17 protein-coding genes are annotated in these 20,706 nt (G+C 67.6%); 9 read left to right on the forward strand and 8 right to left on the reverse strand.

Annotated elements, in window-relative coordinates:
* Positions 1–47: 47 nt before the first annotated feature.
* Positions 48–908 (forward strand): ABC transporter substrate-binding protein, encoded by an 861-nt coding sequence (locus KL771_RS19115; protein WP_261970117.1) that lies wholly within the window; start codon positions 48–50, stop codon positions 906–908.
* 133 nt (positions 909–1,041) lie between these two features.
* Positions 1,042–2,853: an amino acid ABC transporter permease/ATP-binding protein gene (locus KL771_RS28300; RefSeq protein ID WP_315901513.1), complete on the forward strand. Its 1,812-nt coding sequence runs from the start codon at positions 1,042–1,044 to the stop codon at positions 2,851–2,853.
* 20 nt (positions 2,854–2,873) lie between these two features.
* Here KL771_RS28300 and KL771_RS19130 read toward each other — a convergent pair whose 3' ends face one another.
* Together KL771_RS19130 and KL771_RS19135 are read right to left on the reverse strand one after the other, a co-directional pair.
* Positions 2,874–3,512, reverse strand: a complete 639-nt coding sequence (locus KL771_RS19130; RefSeq protein ID WP_261970118.1) for a helix-turn-helix domain-containing protein — start codon at positions 3,510–3,512, stop codon at positions 2,874–2,876.
* 95 nt (positions 3,513–3,607) lie between these two features.
* Complete coding sequence (locus KL771_RS19135; protein ID WP_261970119.1) at positions 3,608–4,003, reverse strand: RidA family protein; 396 nt, start codon at positions 4,001–4,003, stop codon at positions 3,608–3,610.
* 312 nt (positions 4,004–4,315) lie between these two features.
* On the opposite strand from KL771_RS19135, the gene KL771_RS19140 reads away from it, so the two are divergent.
* From KL771_RS19140 to KL771_RS19155, 4 genes are all read left to right on the forward strand, one after another.
* A complete protein-coding gene (locus KL771_RS19140; protein WP_261970120.1) occupies positions 4,316–6,373 on the forward strand; it encodes a hydantoinase/oxoprolinase family protein in 2,058 nt (685 codons plus the stop codon).
* Between the two features lie 64 nt (positions 6,374–6,437).
* Positions 6,438–8,210: a hydantoinase B/oxoprolinase family protein gene (locus KL771_RS19145; protein ID WP_261970121.1), complete on the forward strand. Its 1,773-nt coding sequence runs from the start codon at positions 6,438–6,440 to the stop codon at positions 8,208–8,210.
* A 22-nt stretch (positions 8,211–8,232) separates the two neighbouring features.
* Positions 8,233–9,630: an aminotransferase gene (locus KL771_RS19150; protein WP_261970122.1), complete on the forward strand. Its 1,398-nt coding sequence runs from the start codon at positions 8,233–8,235 to the stop codon at positions 9,628–9,630.
* A 358-nt stretch (positions 9,631–9,988) separates the two neighbouring features.
* On the forward strand, positions 9,989–11,101 hold the full coding sequence (locus KL771_RS19155; RefSeq protein WP_261970123.1) for a mandelate racemase/muconate lactonizing enzyme family protein: 1,113 nt from the start codon (positions 9,989–9,991) through the stop codon (positions 11,099–11,101).
* Between the two features lie 19 nt (positions 11,102–11,120).
* Here the strand turns inward: KL771_RS19155 and KL771_RS19160 are convergent, their stop codons facing one another.
* The 3 genes from KL771_RS19160 to KL771_RS19170 all read right to left on the reverse strand — a co-directional run bounded on the left by KL771_RS19160 (position 11,121) and on the right by KL771_RS19170 (position 15,946).
* Entirely contained in the window at positions 11,121–11,621 is a 501-nt protein-coding gene (locus tag KL771_RS19160; protein WP_261970124.1) for an RES family NAD+ phosphorylase, read from the reverse strand.
* Entirely contained in the window at positions 11,618–12,091 is a 474-nt protein-coding gene (gene parS, locus KL771_RS19165; RefSeq protein WP_261970125.1) for a type II RES/Xre toxin-antitoxin system antitoxin, read from the reverse strand. Before parS ends, KL771_RS19160 begins: the two co-directional genes overlap by 4 nt.
* Positions 12,092–12,238: 147 nt before the next feature.
* On the reverse strand, positions 12,239–15,946 hold the full coding sequence (locus tag KL771_RS19170; RefSeq protein ID WP_261970126.1) for a vitamin B12-dependent ribonucleotide reductase: 3,708 nt from the start codon (positions 15,944–15,946) through the stop codon (positions 12,239–12,241).
* A gap of 709 nt (positions 15,947–16,655) precedes the next feature.
* On the opposite strand from KL771_RS19170, the gene KL771_RS19175 reads away from it, so the two are divergent.
* Both KL771_RS19175 and KL771_RS19180 read left to right on the forward strand, forming a co-directional pair.
* Positions 16,656–17,399 carry a response regulator gene (locus KL771_RS19175; RefSeq protein WP_261970127.1) on the forward strand — a complete coding sequence of 248 codons (744 nt, stop codon included), beginning with the start codon at positions 16,656–16,658 and terminating at the stop codon, positions 17,397–17,399.
* Between the two features lie 120 nt (positions 17,400–17,519).
* On the forward strand, positions 17,520–17,927 hold the full coding sequence (locus tag KL771_RS19180; RefSeq protein WP_261970128.1) for an NADH:ubiquinone oxidoreductase subunit NDUFA12: 408 nt from the start codon (positions 17,520–17,522) through the stop codon (positions 17,925–17,927).
* A 309-nt stretch (positions 17,928–18,236) separates the two neighbouring features.
* Here the strand turns inward: KL771_RS19180 and KL771_RS19185 are convergent, their stop codons facing one another.
* Both KL771_RS19185 and KL771_RS19190 read right to left on the reverse strand, forming a co-directional pair.
* Positions 18,237–18,488, reverse strand: a complete 252-nt coding sequence (locus KL771_RS19185; protein WP_261970129.1) for a hypothetical protein — start codon at positions 18,486–18,488, stop codon at positions 18,237–18,239.
* Positions 18,485–19,171, reverse strand: a complete 687-nt coding sequence (locus KL771_RS19190) for a hypothetical protein (protein WP_261970130.1) — start codon at positions 19,169–19,171, stop codon at positions 18,485–18,487. The genes KL771_RS19185 and KL771_RS19190 overlap by 4 nt, the downstream gene beginning before the upstream one ends.
* Positions 19,172–19,575: 404 nt before the next feature.
* Between KL771_RS19190 and KL771_RS19195 the strand changes: the two genes are divergently transcribed.
* Positions 19,576–20,049, forward strand: a complete 474-nt coding sequence (locus tag KL771_RS19195) for a DUF2155 domain-containing protein (protein WP_261970131.1) — start codon at positions 19,576–19,578, stop codon at positions 20,047–20,049.
* 12 nt (positions 20,050–20,061) lie between these two features.
* On the opposite strand, the gene KL771_RS19200 is transcribed toward KL771_RS19195, so the two are convergent.
* Positions 20,062–20,688 carry a hypothetical protein gene (locus tag KL771_RS19200; RefSeq protein ID WP_261970132.1) on the reverse strand — a complete coding sequence of 209 codons (627 nt, stop codon included), beginning with the start codon at positions 20,686–20,688 and terminating at the stop codon, positions 20,062–20,064.
* Positions 20,689–20,706: the final 18 nt, after the last annotated feature.

Genomic DNA, 20,706 nt, shown 5'->3' on the forward strand with positions numbered 1-20,706 from the left:
AGTCTCCGGGAGGCACCTCTTCGTCCGCGAACTCGAAGGATACCGACATGACGGCCAAAGGATGGACTTCCGCAGTCGCATTCGCTCTCGCGCTCGGCGTGGCCGGCGAGGCGCTGGCCCAAGCCCCGGCCTGCGAGCCGGCAAAGTTGGCCACAAAGTATCCGAGCCTCGTCGGAAAGACGATCAAGTTCGGCGCCGATCCGCAGACCCCGCCCTACACCATGCGTGATGGCGCGGACTTCAACAAGATCATCGGCGCCGATACCGATCTGGCCCGGGCGGTGTTCGACTGTCAGGGCATCAAGTACGAGATCTTCCTCGGTGGCTGGTCCGGCCTGCTGCCGGCGACCATTTCCGGCCAGATCGACGTATTCTGGAACAATCTCTACTACACGGCCGAGCGCGCCAAGCAGGTCGACTACGTGCTCTACATGCAGGCCGGCACGGGCGCCCTGACCCAGGCCGGCAATCCCAAGAAGATCGGCGGGCTGGATCAGACCTGCGGCACCACCGCGGCGGCCGGCCTCGGCACGGTCGAGGAAGCCGCCCTCAAGAAGGAAGACGAGAAGTGCAAGGCGGCCGGCAAGCCCGGCGTCACCGTGATGACCTATCCGGACCTCGCCGCCGGCATCCGGCTCGTCCAGACCGGCCGCGCGGACATCATGATGACCGACCTCGCGATCGTCGAATCCCTCGCCATCGACAACCCGCAGACCTATGCCCGCGCCTTCAAGATCCTGACCGGCTTCACCATCGGGGCGGCGGTCAAGAACGGCAACGACGAGCTGCTCAAGGCGATCTACGAGGGCCTCGTGGCCGTCCAGGCGAGCGGCGGTCAGAAGGCGATCTTCCAGAAATACAAGATCGATCCGGACCTGCAGGTCGCGGCCGAAATCAAGAAGGACTGACCCGGCGTCTGCGGGCGAGGCCTTGTGCCACGCCCGCCGTCCGCCGAAGCGAAGGGCATGACCGCGGAGCCGGCTCTGGCGATCCGCGCTCCGGGGCGAAACAGATGGCGGCCGCAGCGGCCGGGTGTGGCGAATGCAGATCTGGCTCCGACGGTTTACTGGCCTGTTTTCGCTGGCTTTTATCCTCACGCTGCTGCTGTCCGCCTGCGGCCCGGACGCCGGCACACAGAACACCTCGACACTCGACAACCTGGCGTCCGGCGGGAGCATCACCAAGAAGGGCCCCCCGCCCTTCGTAATCGAGGTCTGGGGCTATTTCGTCTCCGGCTTCCTGTGGGAAGGCGCGTGGATCGCGGTCAAGATCACGGTCTGCGCGATGTCGGTCGGCCTGCTGCTCGGGCTCGGGCTCGCGCTGATGCGGCTTTCGAGCCTCGCGGCCGTCCGTGCGTCGGCATGGTTCTACATCTGGGTCGTGCGCGGCACGCCGCAGCTCCTGCAGCTGGTCTTCCTGTTCGACGCACTGCCCGAACTGGGCATCAGGCTCGATCCGATCACCACGGCGATCATCGGCTTCGCGCTGAACGAGGCCGCCTTCAGCGCCGAGATCATTCGCGGCGGCATCCTGTCGGTCAACCGCAACCAGTCCATCGCGGCCGACAGTCTGGGCATGGGCAAGTTCCTGACGCTGCGGCGGATCATCCTGCCGCAGGCGATGCGGGCCATCCTGCCCGGCGTGTCCAACGACACGATCGGCATGCTCAAGCTGACCTCGATCGCTTCGATCGTCTTCGTCAACGAATTGACCTTCAGGGCCCAGCAGATCGTCGGACAGAACTTTCGGTTCTTCCCCGTCTTCATCGCCGCCGGGGCGATCTATCTGGTGATGACCAGTGCCATCTCGCTGTTCCAGGCCTGGCTGGAGGCGCGCTACGACCTGGAGACCGACCGGACCCAGCGCAAGGGCGCCAACCTGATGGCCCGATTGACCGGCGGCCTGATCGGCGGCTGGAATCCGGCCCCCGCCGACGCCGAACCGGTGCGCACCCCCGAAGACCCTGCGCCGGCCCGGCCCGCGCCGGTCGCGCGCCGTCAACTCGACGAAGCCTGGCTCGCCCGCATCGCCGCGGCAGCAGATGTCGAGGCGCCGATCGGTGCCCCCTTCGTGGTCGCCAAGAATGTGCAGAAGGCCTATGGCGGCCGCGAGGTGCTGACCGGCATCGACCTGACGGTCAATCGCGGCGAATGCGTCGTCATCCTCGGGCCGTCAGGCTCGGGCAAGAGCACCTTTCTGCGCATGATCAACCATCTCGAGGTCCTGGACTGGGGCGAGATCCGGATCGACGGCAAGACCGTCGGCTACGACTACGCGACGGGCCGCCCGCGCCCCGTCCGCAGCCTCGCCGCCGCGAAGGCCTCGGCCCGCATCGGCATGGTGTTCCAGTCGTTCAATCTGTTCGGCCATCTGACCGCCCTGGAGAACGTGGTCGAAGCACCCGTCCGGGTCCACGGCGTCCCGCAAGCGGAGGCCGAGTCGCTGGCGCAGGAACTGCTGTCCAGCGTCGGCCTGGACGCGCACACGCAGCATCTCCCGCACCGGCTCTCGGGCGGGCAGCAGCAGCGGGTCGCGATCGCGCGCGCGCTCGCCATCAAGCCGCGGCTGATGCTCTTCGACGAACCGACCTCGGCGCTCGACCCCGAGCTGGTCGGCGAGGTCCTGAACGTGATGCGGCGCCTCGCGGCCGCCGGCATGACCATGATCGTGGTCACGCACGAGATCCGGTTCGCCCGCGACGTGGCCGATCGGGTCATCTTCATGGACGAAGGCCGGATCATCGAGCAGGGTCCGCCCGAACAGGTCATCGACGCCCCGATACACGAGCGGACCCGCCGCTTCCTGCGCATGGTCGAACAGGCCGGTACCGACGACGACGCGATGCCGGGGTGAGCGCGAGGGCTATCGGCTGCTCAGAAGGTCGGCGGCGTGTTGATCCAGACGACCAGGGCGCTGGTCGGACCGGACGCCCGGTAGCTGTGCGGACGGTCCGACTCGAAGAAGAAGGTCGAACCGGCCGGGACGATGAAGATCTCGCCTTCCACGGTCAGTTCGACGGCACCGTTGACGACATAGCCGACCTCCTCGCCGGCATGGCGGAACGGACCGCACAGCGGCCCGCCCGCCGGCAGGGTGATCATCAACCCTTCCAGGCGGCGTTTCTCGTCGACCGGAATGATGCTGTCGGCGGTCGAGCCGTCGCCCTCGGCCTCGTCGCCGCGCAACAGGCGCGGCCGGTCGTTGGGGCCGTAGACCGTGCAGATCTTCTCCTCGACCGGCTCGAGCAGGGTCGACACATTGATGCCGAGCGCCTGACTGAGCCGGTGCAGGGTGGTCAGCGACGGCGTCACAAGGCCGTTCTCGATGCGCGACAGCAGGCTCTCCGAGCAACCGGCCTTCACCGCGAGGTCCTTCAGCCGCAGCCGGCGGATCCGGCGCTGCAGGCGCAGCCGCGGGCCCACCGCCGGCAGCGCAGTGCCGGTCTTGGCCGGGGCCGGGGTGGTTTCGGCTGCGGCGGGCAGCACGGCGGCGGAGGAGGCTTCGTCGGTCATGGCGGCCTAACGATACCGTTCGGGCTCGATCGTCAAGTCCGTGCAACGAGCAGTCTGTTGTCGGACGCGAATCCGCGCCAGCGGCGCACTTTCGGTCATGGTTTCACATAGGCGATCGCTTCGATCTCGACCAGCATCTCGGGCTCGGCCAGCGCCGCCTGGACGGTGGTGCGTGCCGGCGGATCCTTGGGGAAGAACTCTGCGAAGACGGCGTTCATGGCCGCGAAATGGCGGATGTCGGCGAGGTAGACGTTGCATTTCAGCACGTCGTCCATGGTCGCGCCGGCCTCCGCCAGGATCGCCCGGATGTTGGTGAGCACCTGACGCGTCTGAGCCGGCACATCGCCGAGGCCGACGAGCTCGCCCGTCGACGTCCAGGCGACCTGTCCGGCCGTGAAGACGAAGCCGGCGGCCGCCGTTCCGGGCGAATAGGGATAGGACGGGCGGGGCTGGAAGGAGAGGCTGGCGGGAACGAGCGTGGTCTTGGGCATGGGGGCGGTCTCCGGTTCGTCGGCGCCCGTCCCGTGCAACGGACGTGCCGTCCTGTCGATGAAACGAACTTGCAAACCACGCAATCAGCGACGGCGCCGAAGTTCGGGGCACAGCAGCGACGAGTCGGCCTCCGATGCCCAACTTGCAGGCAAAGGGCTTGCAAAGCAGCACATGTGTCTTGATCAACGGCCTCGGCCGGTCCGTCGGCCATGCTCTTTCGGCCTCGGATGCTGGCCTGCAACTTGCTTGCATGGGCCGCAAGTTCATGATGGAGCCACCGGCGCAATGCCGGTCACGCAAGGGGAACACGGATGCGGCTTTCGATCGACGTGGGCGGTACCTTCACGGACTTGGTCGTGGACCGCGACGGCGTGCTATCCCTGCACAAGGCCTCGACGACCTATCCGGACCCGGTCGACGGCATCCTCGACGCCGTGGCGGTCGCGGCCGACGAGATGGGGACCAGCGTCGCCGCGATCCTGTCGGAGACCGACCTCCTGTTCCACTCGACCACCCGCGCCATCAATGCGGTCGTGACCGGACGGACCGCCGCCACGGCGCTCCTGGTCTCGGAGGGCCATCCCGACATCCTGGTGATCCGCGAGGGCGGCCGCACCGACCCGTTCAACTATCAGGTTCCCTATCCGGATCCCTATATCCCCCGCTCGCGCACCTTCGAGGTGCCGGGCCGCATCTGGGCCGACGGGCGCGAACTGGTCCCCTTCGACGAGGCCGAGGTCGTCGCCACGATCGAAGCCATGAAGGCGGCCGGCATCGAGGCCGTTGCGGTGTCGCTGATCTGGTCGATCGTCAATCCTGCGCATGAACTGGCGGTCGGCGCGCTGCTCGACGCGCACATGCCGGGTGTGCCCTACACACTGGCGCATCAATTAAACCCGACGGTGCGCGAGTATCGCCGCACGTCCGCGACCGCGATCGATGCCTCGCTGAAGCCGATCATGCAGGGCTACATGCATGCCCTGAAGACGCGGCTGACCGCGGCCGGCCTCAAGGGCCGGATCTTCGCCGTGACCTCGCAAGGCGGTCTGGTCGATGTCGACGACCTCGCCGAACGCCCGATCCTGGCGCTCAACTCCGGGCCGTCGATGGCTCCGGTCGCCGGGCGCTATTTCGCGGCCGAGGAGGGTTGGAACGCGGCCATCGTCACCGACGCGGGTGGCACCACCTACGATGTCAGCCTGGTCAAGGACGGCATCATCCCCTGGACGCGCGACACCTGGCTCGGCCCGATCTATCGCGGCCACCTGACCGGCTTCCCGTCGGTCGACGTGAAGAGCATCGGTGCCGGCGGCGGGTCGATCGCCCGGGTCGATGCCGCCGGCCTGCTCCATGTCGGGCCGGAAAGCGCGGGCTCGACGCCCGGGCCGGTCTGCTACGGGCGTGGCGGCACCAAGCCGACCGTGACCGACGCGGCGGTCGTGCTCGGCTATATCGATCCGTCCTTCTTCCTCGGCGGGCGCATGGGGCTCGCCCTCGACACGGCGCGGGCGGCGCTGAAGCGGGACGTGGCCGATCCTCTGAGCCTCGGTCTGGAGGATGCCGCGCTCGCTGTCATCGATCTGGCGACCGAGCAGATGGTCAACGCCATCGAGGACATCACCGTGAAGCAGGGCATCGACCCGACCGGCGCCGTCATCATCGGCGGCGGCGGGGCCGCCGGCATCAACGCGGTGCTGATCGCCCGGCGGCTGCGCTGCGATACCGTGATCGTCCCGGACGTCGCCGCCGCGCTGAGCGCGGCCGGGGCGATGATGTCGGAACTGACCCGCGACTTCTCGGTCACCGCCTTCATGCCGACCCGTCGCTTCGATGCTGCCCGCGCGGCGAGGATCCTGGCCGACCTGACCGCGCAGGCTGAGGCCTTCTTCGCCGCGGCCGGGCCCGACGCCTTCGCCAGGCGGGTCGAACTCGCCATCGAAGGCCGCTACCCGAGCCAGGTCTGGGAGATCGAGGTTCCGATCACGGCGGCCGACATGGCCGCCCCCGACGCGGTCGCCCGGCTGGTCGCGGCCTTCCATGCCCGCCATCAGGACCTGTTCAGCTTCCGCGACGATGGCGACGATGTCGAGATCATGAACTGGCGCGCCGTCGCCCGCTGCCGGGTGGCCGAGGAAAGCCGGGCGCATCTCGCGCCGCGGGCCGGGCGCGGCCCCGGGGTCGAGCATCGGACCATGACGTTCCGCCAGACGGGATCGGTCGAGGCGCCAGCGTGGCGCTGGGACGACCTCGCCCCGGACGTGCCCGTCAAGGGCCCGGCGGTGATCGAATCGAGCTTTACGACCGTCGTGGTCGATCCGGGCGCCACGGCGGTGAAGCGGCCGGCCGGCCATCTGCTGATCACCCTGTGAGCGCCCGCACGGTCCGGGACGCCCGGCCCCTTCCTGCCCTTCGAGACGCCGAGGAGACTGCCGCATGACCGCCATCGAGACCCGCCCCAAGCCCGACGGCGTCCGCCTCGCCATCACGCAGAAGCGCTTCGAAGGCGTGACCCGCAAGATGGCCAATACCCTGCTGCGGACCGCGCGTTCGGGTGTCATCAACACCGCGCGCGATTTCTCCTGCGCGCTGGTCACGGCCGATTGCGAATTGCTGACCGCCGCCGACAGCTATCCGATCCACGTGATCGGCGGCGCGGATCTGATGGCGCGGGCGATGCTCGATATGCACCCCGACCCGAAGCCGGGCGACGCGTTCCTGCACAATTCGCCCTATCACGGCAACAGCCATGCGGCCGACCATACCATCCTGGTCCCGGTCTTCGACGACGACGGCCGGCACCGTTTCACGGTGCTCGCCAAGGCGCATCAGGCCGATTGCGGCAACTCGCTGCCGACCACCTACATGGGCAATGCGCGCGACGTCTACGAGGAGGGCGCGCTGATCTTCCCGGCCGTGAAGGTGCAGACGGGCTACAAGGACATCCAGGACATCATCAACATCTGCATGATGCGCATCCGGGTGCCCAACCAGTGGCGCGGCGACTATCTGGCGACCGTCGGGGCGGCCCGGATCGGCGAGCAGGAGATCGTCCGTATGGGGCGAGAACTCGGCTGGGACGCGCTGACGCGGCATGCCCAGGACTGGTTCGACCTGTGCGAACAGCAGATGATCGCCTGCATCCGCGGCATCAGGGCCGGGCGCGCGCGGGCGACCTCGATGCACGATCCGCTGCCGCGGACCCCGGCCGAGGGCATCCCGGCCACCGCGGATGTCACTGTCGATCCCGAGGCGGCGCTGATCACGGTCGACATGACCGACAACATCGACAGCCTGCCGGTGGGCGTCAATCTCTCCCATGCCTGCGCGCGCACGGCGGCGCTGGTCGGCGTTTTCAACAGCCTGCCGACGCCGATGCAGCCCAATGCCGGCAGCCTGCGCCGTATCGTCGTGCACCTGCGCGAAGGCTGCGTCGTCGGCATCCCGCGCCATCCGACCTCGACCTCGGTCGCCACCACCAATCTGGGCGACCGGGTGACGAATGCGGTGCAATGCGCGCTCGCCGCCATCGATCCGACCATCGGAATGGCGGAAGGCGGCGCCGCCATCCCGCCGGCGGCGGGCGTCATCTCGGGTGTCGATCCGCGCAACGGCCATGCCTTCGTCAACGAAGTGATCCTCGCCGCCGCCGGCGGCGCCGGGACGCCGACGCAGGACGGCTGGCTGTCGCTGTTCTCGATGGGCAATGCCGGCATGCCCTTCTACGACAGCGTCGAGGTCGACGAGATGCTGCATCCGATGATGATCGGGACGCGTCGTCTGGTCGCCGACAGTGAGGGCGCCGGCATGCATCGCGGCGCGCCCGGCATCCTGGTCGAATACCGACCGATCGATTGCGATTTCGAGCTTGGCTACTGCTCGGACGGTACCGTCAATGCCGCAAAGGGCACGCGCGGCGGCTTCGACGCCCAGCCGGCCCGGCAGTGGCTCGCCGCCGACGACGGCACGATCACGCCGCTCGGCACGTCCGAGCAGGTGCTGGTGCGCCGCGACCAGACGGTCGTCTCCTATTCGACGGCCGGCGGCGGCTACGGCGACCCGGCGACGCGCGATCCCGAGCGCATCGCCAAGGATGTGCAGGAAAAATGGATTTCCCGCGACCGCGCGCGCGATGTCTACAAGGCGGTGATCGCTCCGGACGGCAGCGTCGACCATGCCGCCACCGCCGCGCTCCGCGCAGCCCTCTGACCGTTCACCCAGGAGAGGCCCCGTGTTCGAAGACCAGACGCCATCGCCGGCCAACTCCGACAGTGCGCGCGATCGCGCCGGTGTCATCCACCCGATGACAGACCTGCAGCGGCACGACCGCGAAGGTCCTCTGCTGATCACCCGCGGCGACGGGGTCATGGTCTATGACGAGGACGGCAAGGCCTATATCGAGGGCGTGTCCGGCCTCTGGTCGGTCTCGCTCGGCTTCGCGCAGAAGCGGCTCGCCGATGCGGCATACCGGCAACTCATGGAACTGCCGAGCTACCACCTGTTCCGCCACAAGAGCCACCCGAAGGCGATCGAGCTCGCCGAACGGCTGCTCGGCATCGCGCCGGTGCCGATGTCCAAGGTATTCTTCGCCAATTCGGGCTCCGAGGCGAACGACACCGCGATCAAGCTCGCCTGGTACTACAACAACGCCCGCGGCCGCCCCGAGAAGAAGAAGATCATCGGCCGCATCGGCGGCTATCACGGCATCACGGTGGCGTCCGGCAGCCTGACGGGCCTCGCCCGCAACCACGCCGACTTCGACTTGCCGCTGCCGCGCTTCCTGCATGCGGACTGTCCGAGCCATTGGCGCTACGGGCTGCCCGGCGAATCGGAAGCCGACTACGCGGCCCGCCTCGCCGCCAACCTGGAGGCCCTGATCCTCAGGGAGGGCCCGGAGACGATCGCGGCCTTCTTCGCCGAGCCGGTCATCGGCTCGGGCGGCGTCATCGTCCCGCCCCGGGGTTATTTCGACCTGATCCAGCCGCTCCTGAAGAAATACGACATCCTGTTCGTCGCCGACGAGGTGATCTGCGGCTTCGGCCGGCTCGGCGCGATGTTCGGCTGCCAGGTCTACGGGCTGGAGCCGGACATGATCGCGATCGCCAAGGGATTGTCGTCCGGCTATGTGCCGATCTCGGCCGTCATGATGAATGCGAAGATCTGGGACGCCTGCTATGCGCAGTCCGGCAAGCTCGGCGTCTTCGGCCACGGCTTCACCTATTCGGGCCACCCGGTCGCGGCCGCGGTGGCGTTGGAGGCGCTCGATCTCTACGAGGAATTTGATATCGTCGGCAACGTGCAACGGCTGGCGCCGGTCCTGCAGGCGGGCGTCCAGAGCCTCGCCGGCCACCCGCTCGTCGGCGAGGCGCGCGGGATCGGCTTTCTGGGCGGGTGGGAACTGGTGTCGGACAAGGCCACCAAGGCCCCGTTCCCGTCGCCCGGCATGGTCGGCCTGATGGCCGAGCGCCACTGCCAGGCTCGCGGCGTAATCCTGCGCGCGCTCGGCGATACCCTGACCACGGCCCCGCCGCTGGTGGCGACCGCGGACGACATCGCGCGCATCATCGCGGTGGTCGGCGAGGCCCTCGACGCGACACACGCCGACTTGCAGGCCGGGGTGACGATCTGACGGTCCGCTGCCGCCGAGCAGCGCCATGTCGGACGGCCTCGGCGAGGCGGAGGCCGCCATGGGGCGGGGGCGCTGCGACGGCCGTCCCGGTCCGCATGGCGTCGCCGACCGGGCCTGCGCCGGCTGCGTCCGCCTCGGCGTGCACTCGTCGATCGAATCGAAGAAGATGACGGGCAAGTCCGGAGCCCTGCAGCCTGTCCTGCGCGGTTGCAGGCATCCGAGCGACACGGAAATTGCTCGGCGCCAAGGGCTTGAGCCGGTTCCCGTCATGTCGATCGTGGCGATTCGATCAGGACGGGCTCCGAGCCGACCGCGCCCAGGCTTCACAATCAAGACCGGGAAACCCGGGAGGAACATCATGGCCCGCATCGTCCGGATCGAAGCCGGAATGGTCGATATCGCGCCCAAGGTGAAGCGCACCGACGCGATCCAGAGCTTCGTCAGCCAGGAGACGCCGATCGTCCGAATCACCGACGCCGACGGCGTCACGGGCATCGGCTACTCCTATACGATCGGCACCGGCGGCCCCTCGGTGATGAAGCTGATCGAGAAGACGCTCGGGCCGCTGCTGATCGGCCGCGAGGCGCTGGAGATCGAGCGGCTGTGGCGCGACATGCTGTTCGTCACCCACGCCACCACGGTGGGCGCGATCACGGCGCTGGCCATGGCGGCGCTCGACACCGCGCTGTGGGATCTGAAGGCGCGCAAATTCGGCGAGCCGCTGCACCGGCTGGCCGGCGGCGCGCAGGCGAGCCTGCCGCTCTACACGACCGAGGGCGGCTGGCTGCATCTCGAACCCGCCGCCCTGGTCGAGGATGCGCTGAAGGCGAAGGCCGACGGCTTCGGCGGCGCCAAGATCAAGATTGGCCGGCCGCATGTCAGCGAGGACGTCGCCCGTCTCTCCGCCGTGCGCGATGCGGTCGGCCCGGCCTTCGAGATCATGACGGACGCCAACCAGGCTTTCACGGTCGACGAGGCCGTCCGCCGCGCGCGCCACTACGAGGCCGTCGACATCGCCTGGTTCGAGGAGCCGCTGCCGGCCGACGATCTCGCCGGCCATGTCCGCCTGGCGCGCTCGACGACCATTCCGGTCGCGGTCGGCGAGAGCCTCTACAGCCCGCTGCATTTCCGCGAATACATGCAGGCCGGCGCCTGCTCGATCGTCCAGGTCGACGTGGCGCGCATCGGCGGCATCACGCCCTGGCTCAAGGTCGCCCACGCGGCCGAGACCTTCAATCTGCCGGTCTCGCCCCATTTCCTGATGGAACTGCATGTCGCGCTGTGCTGCGCCGTGCCCAATGCGCGCTGGGTCGAATACATCCCCCAGCTCGACAGCCTGACCACCAGCCCGATGCGCATCGAAGCCGGCCGCGCTTACCCCTCGGAAGCCCCCGGCCTCGGCATCGCCTGGGACCTCGACGCCGTCGACCGGACGACGGTCCCGGGCTCGCGCTTCGTGCTGCGGGGGTGAGGGCGGAGGCAGATTGTTCTCACGCCGGCGGATGCAGGCGGGTGTCGAGGGCGAAGCGTTCCTGGAACAGGATTTCGTAGGTCCCAGCCGCCCGTTCGGGATCGAAGACCACGTTCCAACTGAACGGGCAGACCGCGCTCGGCAGGGCAACGAGTTTGTGCCGGGCGATCAGGTCATTGCCGAAGGCCTGCTGGCCGGCGCTCGGAATGCCCGGCCGAAGCCAGTGCGGGTTGGGCAGGCCGGTCGGCTCGACGATGTGGATTTGTCGGGGGTCGAGAATTCGGGCGGCCGTCAGGATGTGGGCGACCGTATCGAGGGTCTTGAACCCCTTGTGGACTGCGACTTCCAGGATCGCCGTCGAGGCGTCGAGCGAACTGTAGACGGCCCTTGTGCCGCGGCTGTTCCAGCGCCCGCCGACGCGATAGGCGCCTTCACCCGTGTTCCATGTTGGCGCATGGCGTTCGAGGTCGAGGCGCCAAATGATGACCTCGCCGCCGAGCACCGCCGGAACGGATGTCACGTGTAGACCCCGTATTCGAGGCGGACCAGGTGGTCGTCGACCATCTCCGCTCCGGCGGGCGTACTGAGAAGGTCGAGAGGTCGGTATCCGTCGAAGGCCAGGGCCGGACGTTCCAGCCAATGCTCGGCCTCCTCCTGGGAGCCGAACACGTCGGTGGCACGCGTCAGGATTTCGGCGAACTTCCAGGCTCGGCCGCTCTGCTCCCGTCCGAGCGGTTTGGACAGATCCGCCCGGCGGCGCTGGTGCGTCCGGATGCTCATGCCGACGGCCTTCTCCAGGGACTCCGTGCGGCCGAGGATCCGCAACTGGTCGACCAGATGATCGAGTGCCGAGGCCGGCAGTCCCTCCAAGATCAACTCGTGCACCTCCAGCGCGGTGGACACCCGCTTCGAAAGCACGGCGGTGCCGCCAAGCAGATCGCTCACGCGTTGAAGATCATCACGTTTGGCCGAAACCGAAGCCGTCGCCATCACAGCACCCTGTGTCATCTGTCGCAAAATATACGACATATGACGCGGCATTCAAGCCCGCGCACTGGGGAATGTCGGGCGACCTGGCGCAATAGAAAACGCCCCGGACTTTCGTCCGAGGCGCCATCGTCGGGTTTTGGGGCGAGATCAGCTGCAGCCGCTGGTGCCGCCGCAGGTGTCGCATTTCAGGCAGGTGCCGTTGCGGACCATGGTGAAGTTGCCGCATTCGCTGCAGGCTTCACCCTCGTAGCCCTTCATGCGGGCTTCCGCGATGCGGGCGCCGATGGCGGGCTGCGGGCGCTCCTCGGCCTCGGTGCGGCCGGCCGGGACGCTGCGCGTCTCGGTGGCGGCGCCGGCCTTCAGCGCGGTGGCGCCGAAGACATTGGCGAAGGCGGTGACCACGGCCGGGCCGGACGAGGCCGGGGCGACATTGGTGGCGTTGCGCGGGCCGCTGTCGACCACCTTCAGCCGTTCCTGCACCTTGCCGCGCACCAGACCGCGGGAGACCACGGCCTCCGGGCCTGGGGTCGGCTTGGCGACGCCTTCGACCACGCCGGACCCCATCGCCGTCGCGCCGATATCCTCGGGCCGGACATGGGCCAGATCGTGCCGCGCCAGGTAGGACACCGCCAGCTCGCGGAAGACATAGTCGAGGATCGAGGTCGCATTCTTGATCGCCTCGTTGCCCTGCACCATGCCGGCCGGTTCGAACCGGGTGAAGGTGAAGGCGTCGACATATTCCTCCAGCGGCACGCCATATTGCAGGCCGAGCGAGATCGCGATGGCGAAATTGTTCATCAGCGAGCGGAAGGCGGCACCTTCCTTGTGCATGTCGATGAAGATCTCGCCGATGCGGCCGTCGTCATACTCGCCGGTCCTGAGATAGACCTTGTGGCCGCCGACGATCGCCTTCTGGGTATAGCCCTTGCGCCGGTTCGGCAACTTCTCGCGCTCGCGGATCGCCCGCTCGACGATGCGCTCCACGATCCGTTCCGCCGCCATCGCGGCCCGTGCCGGAGCCGGGGCCGCGATCATCGCCTCGGCCGCATCCTCCGCCTCGTCCTCGTCATCGGCGAGCAGCTGCGAATTCAGCGGCTGCGACAGCTTGGAGCCGTCGCGGTAGAGCGCGTTGGCCTTGAGCGCCAGACGCCAGGACAGCGTGTAGGCGTTCTTGGCGTCCTCGACGGTGGCGTCGTTGGGCATGTTGATGGTCTTGGAGATCGCCCCGGAGATGAAGGGCTGCGCCGCGGCCATCATGCGGATGTGGCTTTCCACCGACAGGAAGCGCTTGCCCGTGCGGCCGCACGGATTGGCGCAGTCGAACACCGCCAGATGCTCGGCCTTCAGGTGCGGCGCACCCTCGACCGTCATGGCGCCGCAGATATGGATGTTGGCGGCCTCGATCTCGGCCTTGGAATAGCCGAGCGCGGTCAGCATGTCGAAAGACGGGCTGTCGAGATCGGCCGCCGTGAAGCCGAGCACCTTGGTGCAGAACTCCTCGCCGAGCGTCCACTTGTTGAAGGCGAACTTGATGTCGAAGGCCGACTTCAGGCCGCCCTGGATCTTGGCGATCGCCTCGTCGGTGAAGCCGCGCGCCTTGAGCGACGACGGGTTGACGCCCGGCGCCTGGGCGAGCGAGCCGTGGCCGACCGCATAGGCCTCGATCTCGGCGATCTCGCTCTCGCGATAGCCGAGGCTGCGCAGGGCCTGCGGCACCGACTGGTTGATGATCTTGAAGTAGCCGCCGCCGGCCAGCTTCTTGAACTTGACCAGCGCGAAGTCCGGCTCGATGCCGGTGGTGTCGCAGTCCATGACCAGGCCGATCGTGCCGGTCGGCGCGATCACGGTGACCTGGGCGTTGCGGTAGCCGAACTTCGTGCCGAGCGCCAGGGCGTCGTCCCAGGCCTTCACGGCCGCCGTGAGCAACGCCTTGTCGGGGCAGGCGCCATTGTCGAGCGGAACCGGCGGGGTGTTCAGCTTCTCGTAGCCGTCATGTTCGCCGCGCGCCGCCCGGGCATGGTTGCGCATCACGCGCAGCATGTGGTCGGCATTCTCGGCATGGCCCGGGAAGGGGCCGAGTTCCTTGGCCATTTCGGCCGAGGTCGCATAGGCCGTGCCGGTCATCACCGCGGAGAGCGCGCCGCAGATGGCGCGGCCTTCCGGGCTGTCATAGGCGATGCCCGACGACATCAGGAGGCCGCCGATATTGGCGTAGCCGAGGCCGAGGGTGCGGAACTTGTAGGAAAGCTCCGCGATCGCCCGGGACGGGAACTGCGCCATCAGCACGGAGACTTCGAGAACCACGGTCCACAGCCGGCAGGTATGGACATAGGCCTCGACATCGAAGCTGCCGTCCTGGCGCCGATAGGGCAGCAGGTTGATCGAGGCCAGGTTGCAGGCCGTGTCGTCGAGGAACATGTATTCCGAGCACGGATTCGAGGCGACGATCTCGCCGGAGGCCGGGCAGGTGTGCCAGTCGTTGATGGTCGTATGGAACTGGATGCCCGGATCGGCCGAGGCCCAGGCGGCATGACCAACGGTCTCCCAAAGGTCGCGGGCGCGCAGCGTCTTCTTGACCTTGCCGGTCTGGCGGAACTTCAGGTCCCACTTGCCGTCCTGCTCGACGGCGCGCAGGAACTCGTCGGTGACACGCACCGAATTGTTCGAGTTCTGGCCCGAGACGGTCAGATAGGCTTCCGAATCCCAGTCCGTGTCGTAGGTCGGGAATTCGATGTCCTTGTAGCCCTGGCGCGCGAACTGGATCACGCGCTTGATGTAGTTCTCAGGGACAAGGCTCTTCTTGGCGGCGCGGATCTCGCGCTTCAGCGCCGGGTTCTTCAGCGGGTCGTAGCAATCCTCGCCCGAGCCGTCGCAGTTGACGCAGGCCTTCATGATCGCGCCGAGGTGCCGGGAGACGATCTTGGAGCCGGTCACCAGCGCGGCGACCTTCTGCTCCTCCTTCACCTTCCAGTTGATATAGTCCTCGATGTCGGGATGGTCGATGTCGACCACGACCATCTTGGCGGCGCGGCGGGTGGTGCCGCCCGACTTGATCGCGCCGGCGGCACGGTCGCCGATCTTCAGGAAGCTCATCAGGCCGGACGAGCGGCCGCCGCCGGAGAGCCGTTCGCCCTCGCCGCGCAGCTTGGAGAAGTTGGAGCCGGTACCGGAACCGTATTTGAACAGGCGCGCCTCGCGCACCCACAGATCCATGATGCCGTTCTCGTTGACGAGGTCGTCGTCGACGGACTGGATGAAGCAGGCATGCGGCTGGGGATGCTCGTAGGCGGTCTCCGAGCGGGTCAGCTTGCCGGTCCGATAGTCGACGTAGAAATGGCCCTGGCTCGGGCCGTCGATGCCATAGGCCCAGTGCAGGCCGGTATTGAACCATTGCGGGCTGTTGGGGGCGACGAGCTGCATCGCCAGCATGTAGCAGAGCTCGTCATGGAAGGTGCGGGCGTCGGCCTCGGCGTCGAAATAGCCGCCCTTCCAGCCCCAATAGGTCCAGGTGCCGGCGAGGCGGTCGAAGACCTGGCGGGCGTCGATCTCCGAGCCGGTCCGCTCGGACGCGGGCAGGGGGGCGAGCGCGGCCTCGTCGGCCACCGAGCGCCACAGCCAGGAGGGAACGGTCTCCTCCTCGACGCGCTTCAGGCGGGTCGGCACACCGGCCTTGCGGAAATACTTCTGGGCGAGAATGTCCGCCGCCACCTGGCTCCACTGCGCCGGCACCGCGATGCCGTCGAGCTTGAAGACGACCGAACCGTCAGGGTTGCGGATCTCGCTCGTCGTGGTTCGGAATTCGATCGCTGCATACGGCGATAGACCCGCCGTCGTGAAGCGCCGCTCGATGCGCATCGTGTCGACCCCCAATGGTGATCGGACCTCACGAGCCCGATCCTAGCATGATGGAGGCGCCCTGTCGGGTCGCCATCCTGTCCCCGCCCGTCGGCCGTTACGCCGCAGGCCCTATCGTTCTTCTTCTTCCGCCCCGATGGACGCGGCCGGTCGGATTGGTCCGACTCTGGCTTCGAATCGCCGCGCCGCGTCTCTATGTAGTGTCTCAGGCTCGGCCTGGCCACTAAATATAGTGTTAATGCCCGGCCGATTACGCAGCCCCCTGAAACACGCGCAAAAATCGGCTGGGCGCCGATCCGGAAGATCCGCGACCCGATCCGATTTCAGTACATTTTCAGGAACTTATGCCGGATCTTTCACGGCCGGAGGGGCCGCGATCCGATGGCTTCGAAGCTAGTCCGAGTCTGTTTGGGAGGTCAAGACTTGGGGGCGTCGCTCCCTTCAGCCGGCTATATGTTGGGTCGGACGGTGTGGATAACGGGGAGGAGCGGCGAATTCGCCAATCGGGCCGGGTCCTTGCCGGCGAAGACCGGCCGGGTCCGGGGGGGCGATTGCGACAATTCGATCGAAACTCGCGCGGACGCGGCAACCGACACTTAAGCCGACCGTGGCAGGATCGCGACAGGTCGGCCGGGTCCCTCGGATCGCGGGCCAAATCGTTTGCAGCGCTCGCGAACCCGCGGCGGATGCGACGATGGCGAGGTAGCCCATGCGGCATCATCGGGCCTTCGGGCTCGCTCTCGAATCGCTCGATGTGGTCGTCGTCGACGATTCGCGTCCGATGCAGGCGATCCTCCGATCGATTCTGCATGGCTGCCGTGTTGCGCGCGTGCGCTGCTTCGACAGCGCCGAGGACGCGCTCGCCGCCATGGCGGTCGAACCGCCGCATCTCGCGATCGTCGATTGGCGCATGAAGCCGACCAGCGGGCTCAAACTGGTGCGCACCATGCGCCAAGCCAAGGCCGGGGCGCTGGCGCTGGTGCCGGTCATCCTGGTCACCGCCCATCCGACCTTGCGCCTGATCCGGCATGCCATCCTGTGCGGCATCCAGTCGGTGATCGCCAAGCCCTTCGCGCCGAACACGCTGGTCACCCGGATCCTGTCCATCCTGGCGGACGACCGCCGCTTCGATCTCGACGAAACCGGCGGCGTCTTACATCTGGAGGGCACGCTCCGTCTGCTCGCCGCCCAGAAGACGCGCTGGAACGCCCTGCGCGGCCTGCCGGAGGACGACGACACGCTGGTGCTTGGCACCCCTTCGGAGCGCCGTCGGCCGCCCGTGGAGGTTCCGTATCGGCCCCATCCGGTTCCGCCCGATCCGCATCTGGCCGATCCCTACCGGCCCGCCGACGGGCAGGGCACGGCGGCGTCTACCCCTCGCACCGCCTTCGCGGCGATACGCAGGCGCTCCGACGATCGTGCGACTGGACAGGCCGGCGCCGAGGCGCCATAAACGCCCCGTTCCTGGTGTTCCGCCGCGGCTTGCGGGCGGCGCACCGACACCCATGCCGGCACCGGGACCGCAGCGGGACAGCCCGCCGCCCCGGCATCCGGTTTCCGGGATGCGCGCGCGATGATCGATTTCCTGCTGAAACTCTTCACCTGGTGGAACGGGCACACCATCGGCACGATGGTGCATACCCGCCGCAACGGCGAACTGGTCGGTCACGACGAGTTCGGCAACGCCTATTACCGGACCAAGGGCGGGGCGATCGATCCGACCCTCGGCGTCCAGCGGCGCTGGGTGATCTATGCCGGCTATGCCGAACCGACCACCATCCCGCCGGGCTGGTTCGGCTGGATGCATCACCGCACCGACGTGATCCCGAGCCGCGACGGCCACCGCGTGCGCGAATGGGAACTGCCGCATCAGCCGAATCTCACGGGCACGCCGGGTGCCTACCGCCCGAAGGGCTCGATCCTCGGGACTGCCCGGCGCGCGAGCGCCTCGGCCGACTATCAGGCCTGGCAGCCGAAGTGACGGCGGCAGCCTGACCGGCGGCGCGCGGCCTTCCCTGTCCCTCGGCGAAATCGAGGCTTCTGAGAGGGGAGAAGGGGCGCTTCCCGGGCGATGCCGGCCGGCTTCGACCGTTGAACATCGAGCGTGTCGAAGAGGCCGGGCCGGATCAGCCCGGCCTTTTGCAATGGGACGATCTTGTCGCGCTTGCCGAGCGTCGGCGGCCATCTTCGACCATCAAAGCCGCGGCCCCGCTCGCTTGCGAAGATCGCCGCAGGCAAAGCCGGTCAAGCGAGCGGTGCGGAAGAGGCTCCTTCCACCGCCGGCTTCCGATCAATGCACCGTGCTGCGCGGCCGCTCGATGGCGTCGAGCGTCGCATCCGGCACTAGGCGCCGGCGACAGGTCCCGTCGCCATCCGGTTCGACCGGCGCGCGGCGGACGCGCCCGATCGGATCGACCCATGTGGCGAAAGCCGTGTAGTCGTCGAAGGAGAGCAGGTCCTGATCCCGATCGACCGCCGCCGTGCGGGCCGCGCGCGGCAGGATGTTGACGCCCGGGCGCAGGCGGGGAGGCTTCGCACTCATCGGATCACCCGGAGACGTTCGCCCGGCGTCGTACCGCGCAGCAGCGCGGTCGCGTCGGGGGCGGGACTCGATCCGGCACAGCGGATCAGCGTGAAGGCCTTGGCCAGTGTTGCCCGATCCTCCTCGGGACCGATTTCCCGACCGTCGCGTTCGCGATAGCCGGCAAGCGGCCGGCCACGCTCGTCGGTCGCGCCGACGAAACGGACGAAGCCCGGCTCGGCCAGATTGAGCGTGACCAGGAGACGGCGCCGGCCGAGGCTGGTTTTCTCCTCCAACCGCAGCCGCAGTTGGCCTGCGGCGGCCGGGTGCCACTCGATCACCGTGAAGGCGGCATGATGCCAGCGGCCGGCCTTGACCTCGACGGCGTTCGGCTTCAGCGCCAGCTTCGCCTGGCCCTCGCCGCAGCCGACATTGCGCGCCGGCAGCCAGCGACCACCATCGGCCCAGATCCATGTCCCCTCGACGGGGAAGCGGCGACCGGTGGGGGCGGCGCCGGCTGGGACGATTCCGGTGGGGGTGGTCGCTGTCTGCGCGGCGGCAAGAGGTTTGTCGGCAAGCGGGGTGGTTGCCGGGCCGGTGCCGTCCGCGGTGGCGGCGGCTGCGGCGCCGGCGAATCCGGTCTCGTCCGAGCAGCCGGCCAAGGCGGCGGCCAAAAGGACGGAAAGGCAGAATCGCACCGGCATGACGCCGAACCCCGGATGAAAGAGCCTTGCGTGCACCCGACCCTCCCGTCGCCACCCGCTTTCGAGGGCCATTGGGGCCGTTCACGCTTAAGGCCTGCTCAAGGGGCAGGGTGAATCGGGCGTCAAGGTTAAGGACGCGCTGACGGCATCCTTTCGATGCCGACGCCGGCCGGGCGGGAGGTCGGCGGTGCCATCATCCCCCGCCGCCTGAATCTCGCCTTTTCGCCCCGCTAGACGCGTGCTATGTGGCCGACGCCGTCGGAAGCCTTCAGCGGGTGACGGCGCGGCCGGACGGGCCGAGGCAAGCCGCTTCCGGGCGGTCAGCCGCCGGGTCGAGACTTCTGAAAATGGCACGTCCGGCGGGGCATTTCCGGCAGGGCAGGGCAGGGACAAGCGGACGCGGCATGACGGGCGGACGGACTCTTCGGGCGCATATCCTGGTGGCCGCGCTCGCGGCCGGAACGATTGCGCTGGGCGGAGCCGCCTTCGCGCAGAGCCAGGGGCGCCGCCAGCCGCCGCCGTCGCCCGACGACGGCACCAAGATCTCGCAGCCGATCGCCAACTTCTCCGGGCTCGACAAGATCACCGGCCGGATCATCGCCTTCGACGTGGCAATCAACGAGACGGTCCAGTTCGGCGCCCTGCAGGTGACCCCGCGCGTCTGCTATTCGCGCCCGCAGACCATCGCGCCCTTGACCACCACCTTCGTCGAAGTCGACGAGATCACGCTCGACAACAAGATCCGCCGTATCTTCACCGGCTGGATGTTCGCCGACAGCCCTGGCCTGCACGCCGTCGAGCACCCCGTCTACGACATCTGGCTGACCGCCTGCAAAGCCACCTCCAGCGACGTCCCGGCGACCGCGGTCAAGCAGTAGATAGTCGAAAATCTACGAGTCACGGTTGACGGCATATGCCAGAACCGCCACGCCGGGCCAGAAGTTGCCGTCGCTTCCTTCGATGAATCGCGTCGATTGTGGAAAACTCCACCCTATCAGCCCGGCATCACCGTATGTACTTTGGATGCTCTCGACGTATCGGTCGATAATTATCTTCGGATTTTTCTTGAATTCAAAGAGACTATCACTCTTGCATGACGGAGCCAGAAAAACAACTGCAACCCGGGTCCCGTCATGGACGTCTCGAGCGTCTTCCTTCGCACTGACAATCGCATCCTGGATGGTGGTATTGGACCCTTCCGAGAAGATATCGTCCCAGCGATGCTTCGCCTCAATGGCGAAATAGAAATCGCGCCCTTTGATGTACAGGTCGGCTCGCCCCGGTCGCGCTTTCGGGCCGAATCCCTTTTCCGCTGCGTATTCTTCAATCCCCACAGCGCCGGCCACCCATGCGGCGCTGCACAGAACCGATACGTTCGGACGCTCACCGTAGTAGTAGGCGGCATCGTCGCCGTTGTGAAAAGTTGAATAGGCGACGACGCAATCGGCCCAAGTCTGGACGATGGGCTCCAGCGCCTTCAATCGGCTCGAACGCAGGGATGTTCCGGTAAGATGCATGACGTCATCCAGGAGTCG

Origin of the sequence: Prosthecodimorpha staleyi (genome assembly GCF_018729455.1) — a bacterium.
GTDB lineage: Bacteria > Pseudomonadota > Alphaproteobacteria > Rhizobiales > Ancalomicrobiaceae > Prosthecodimorpha > Prosthecodimorpha staleyi.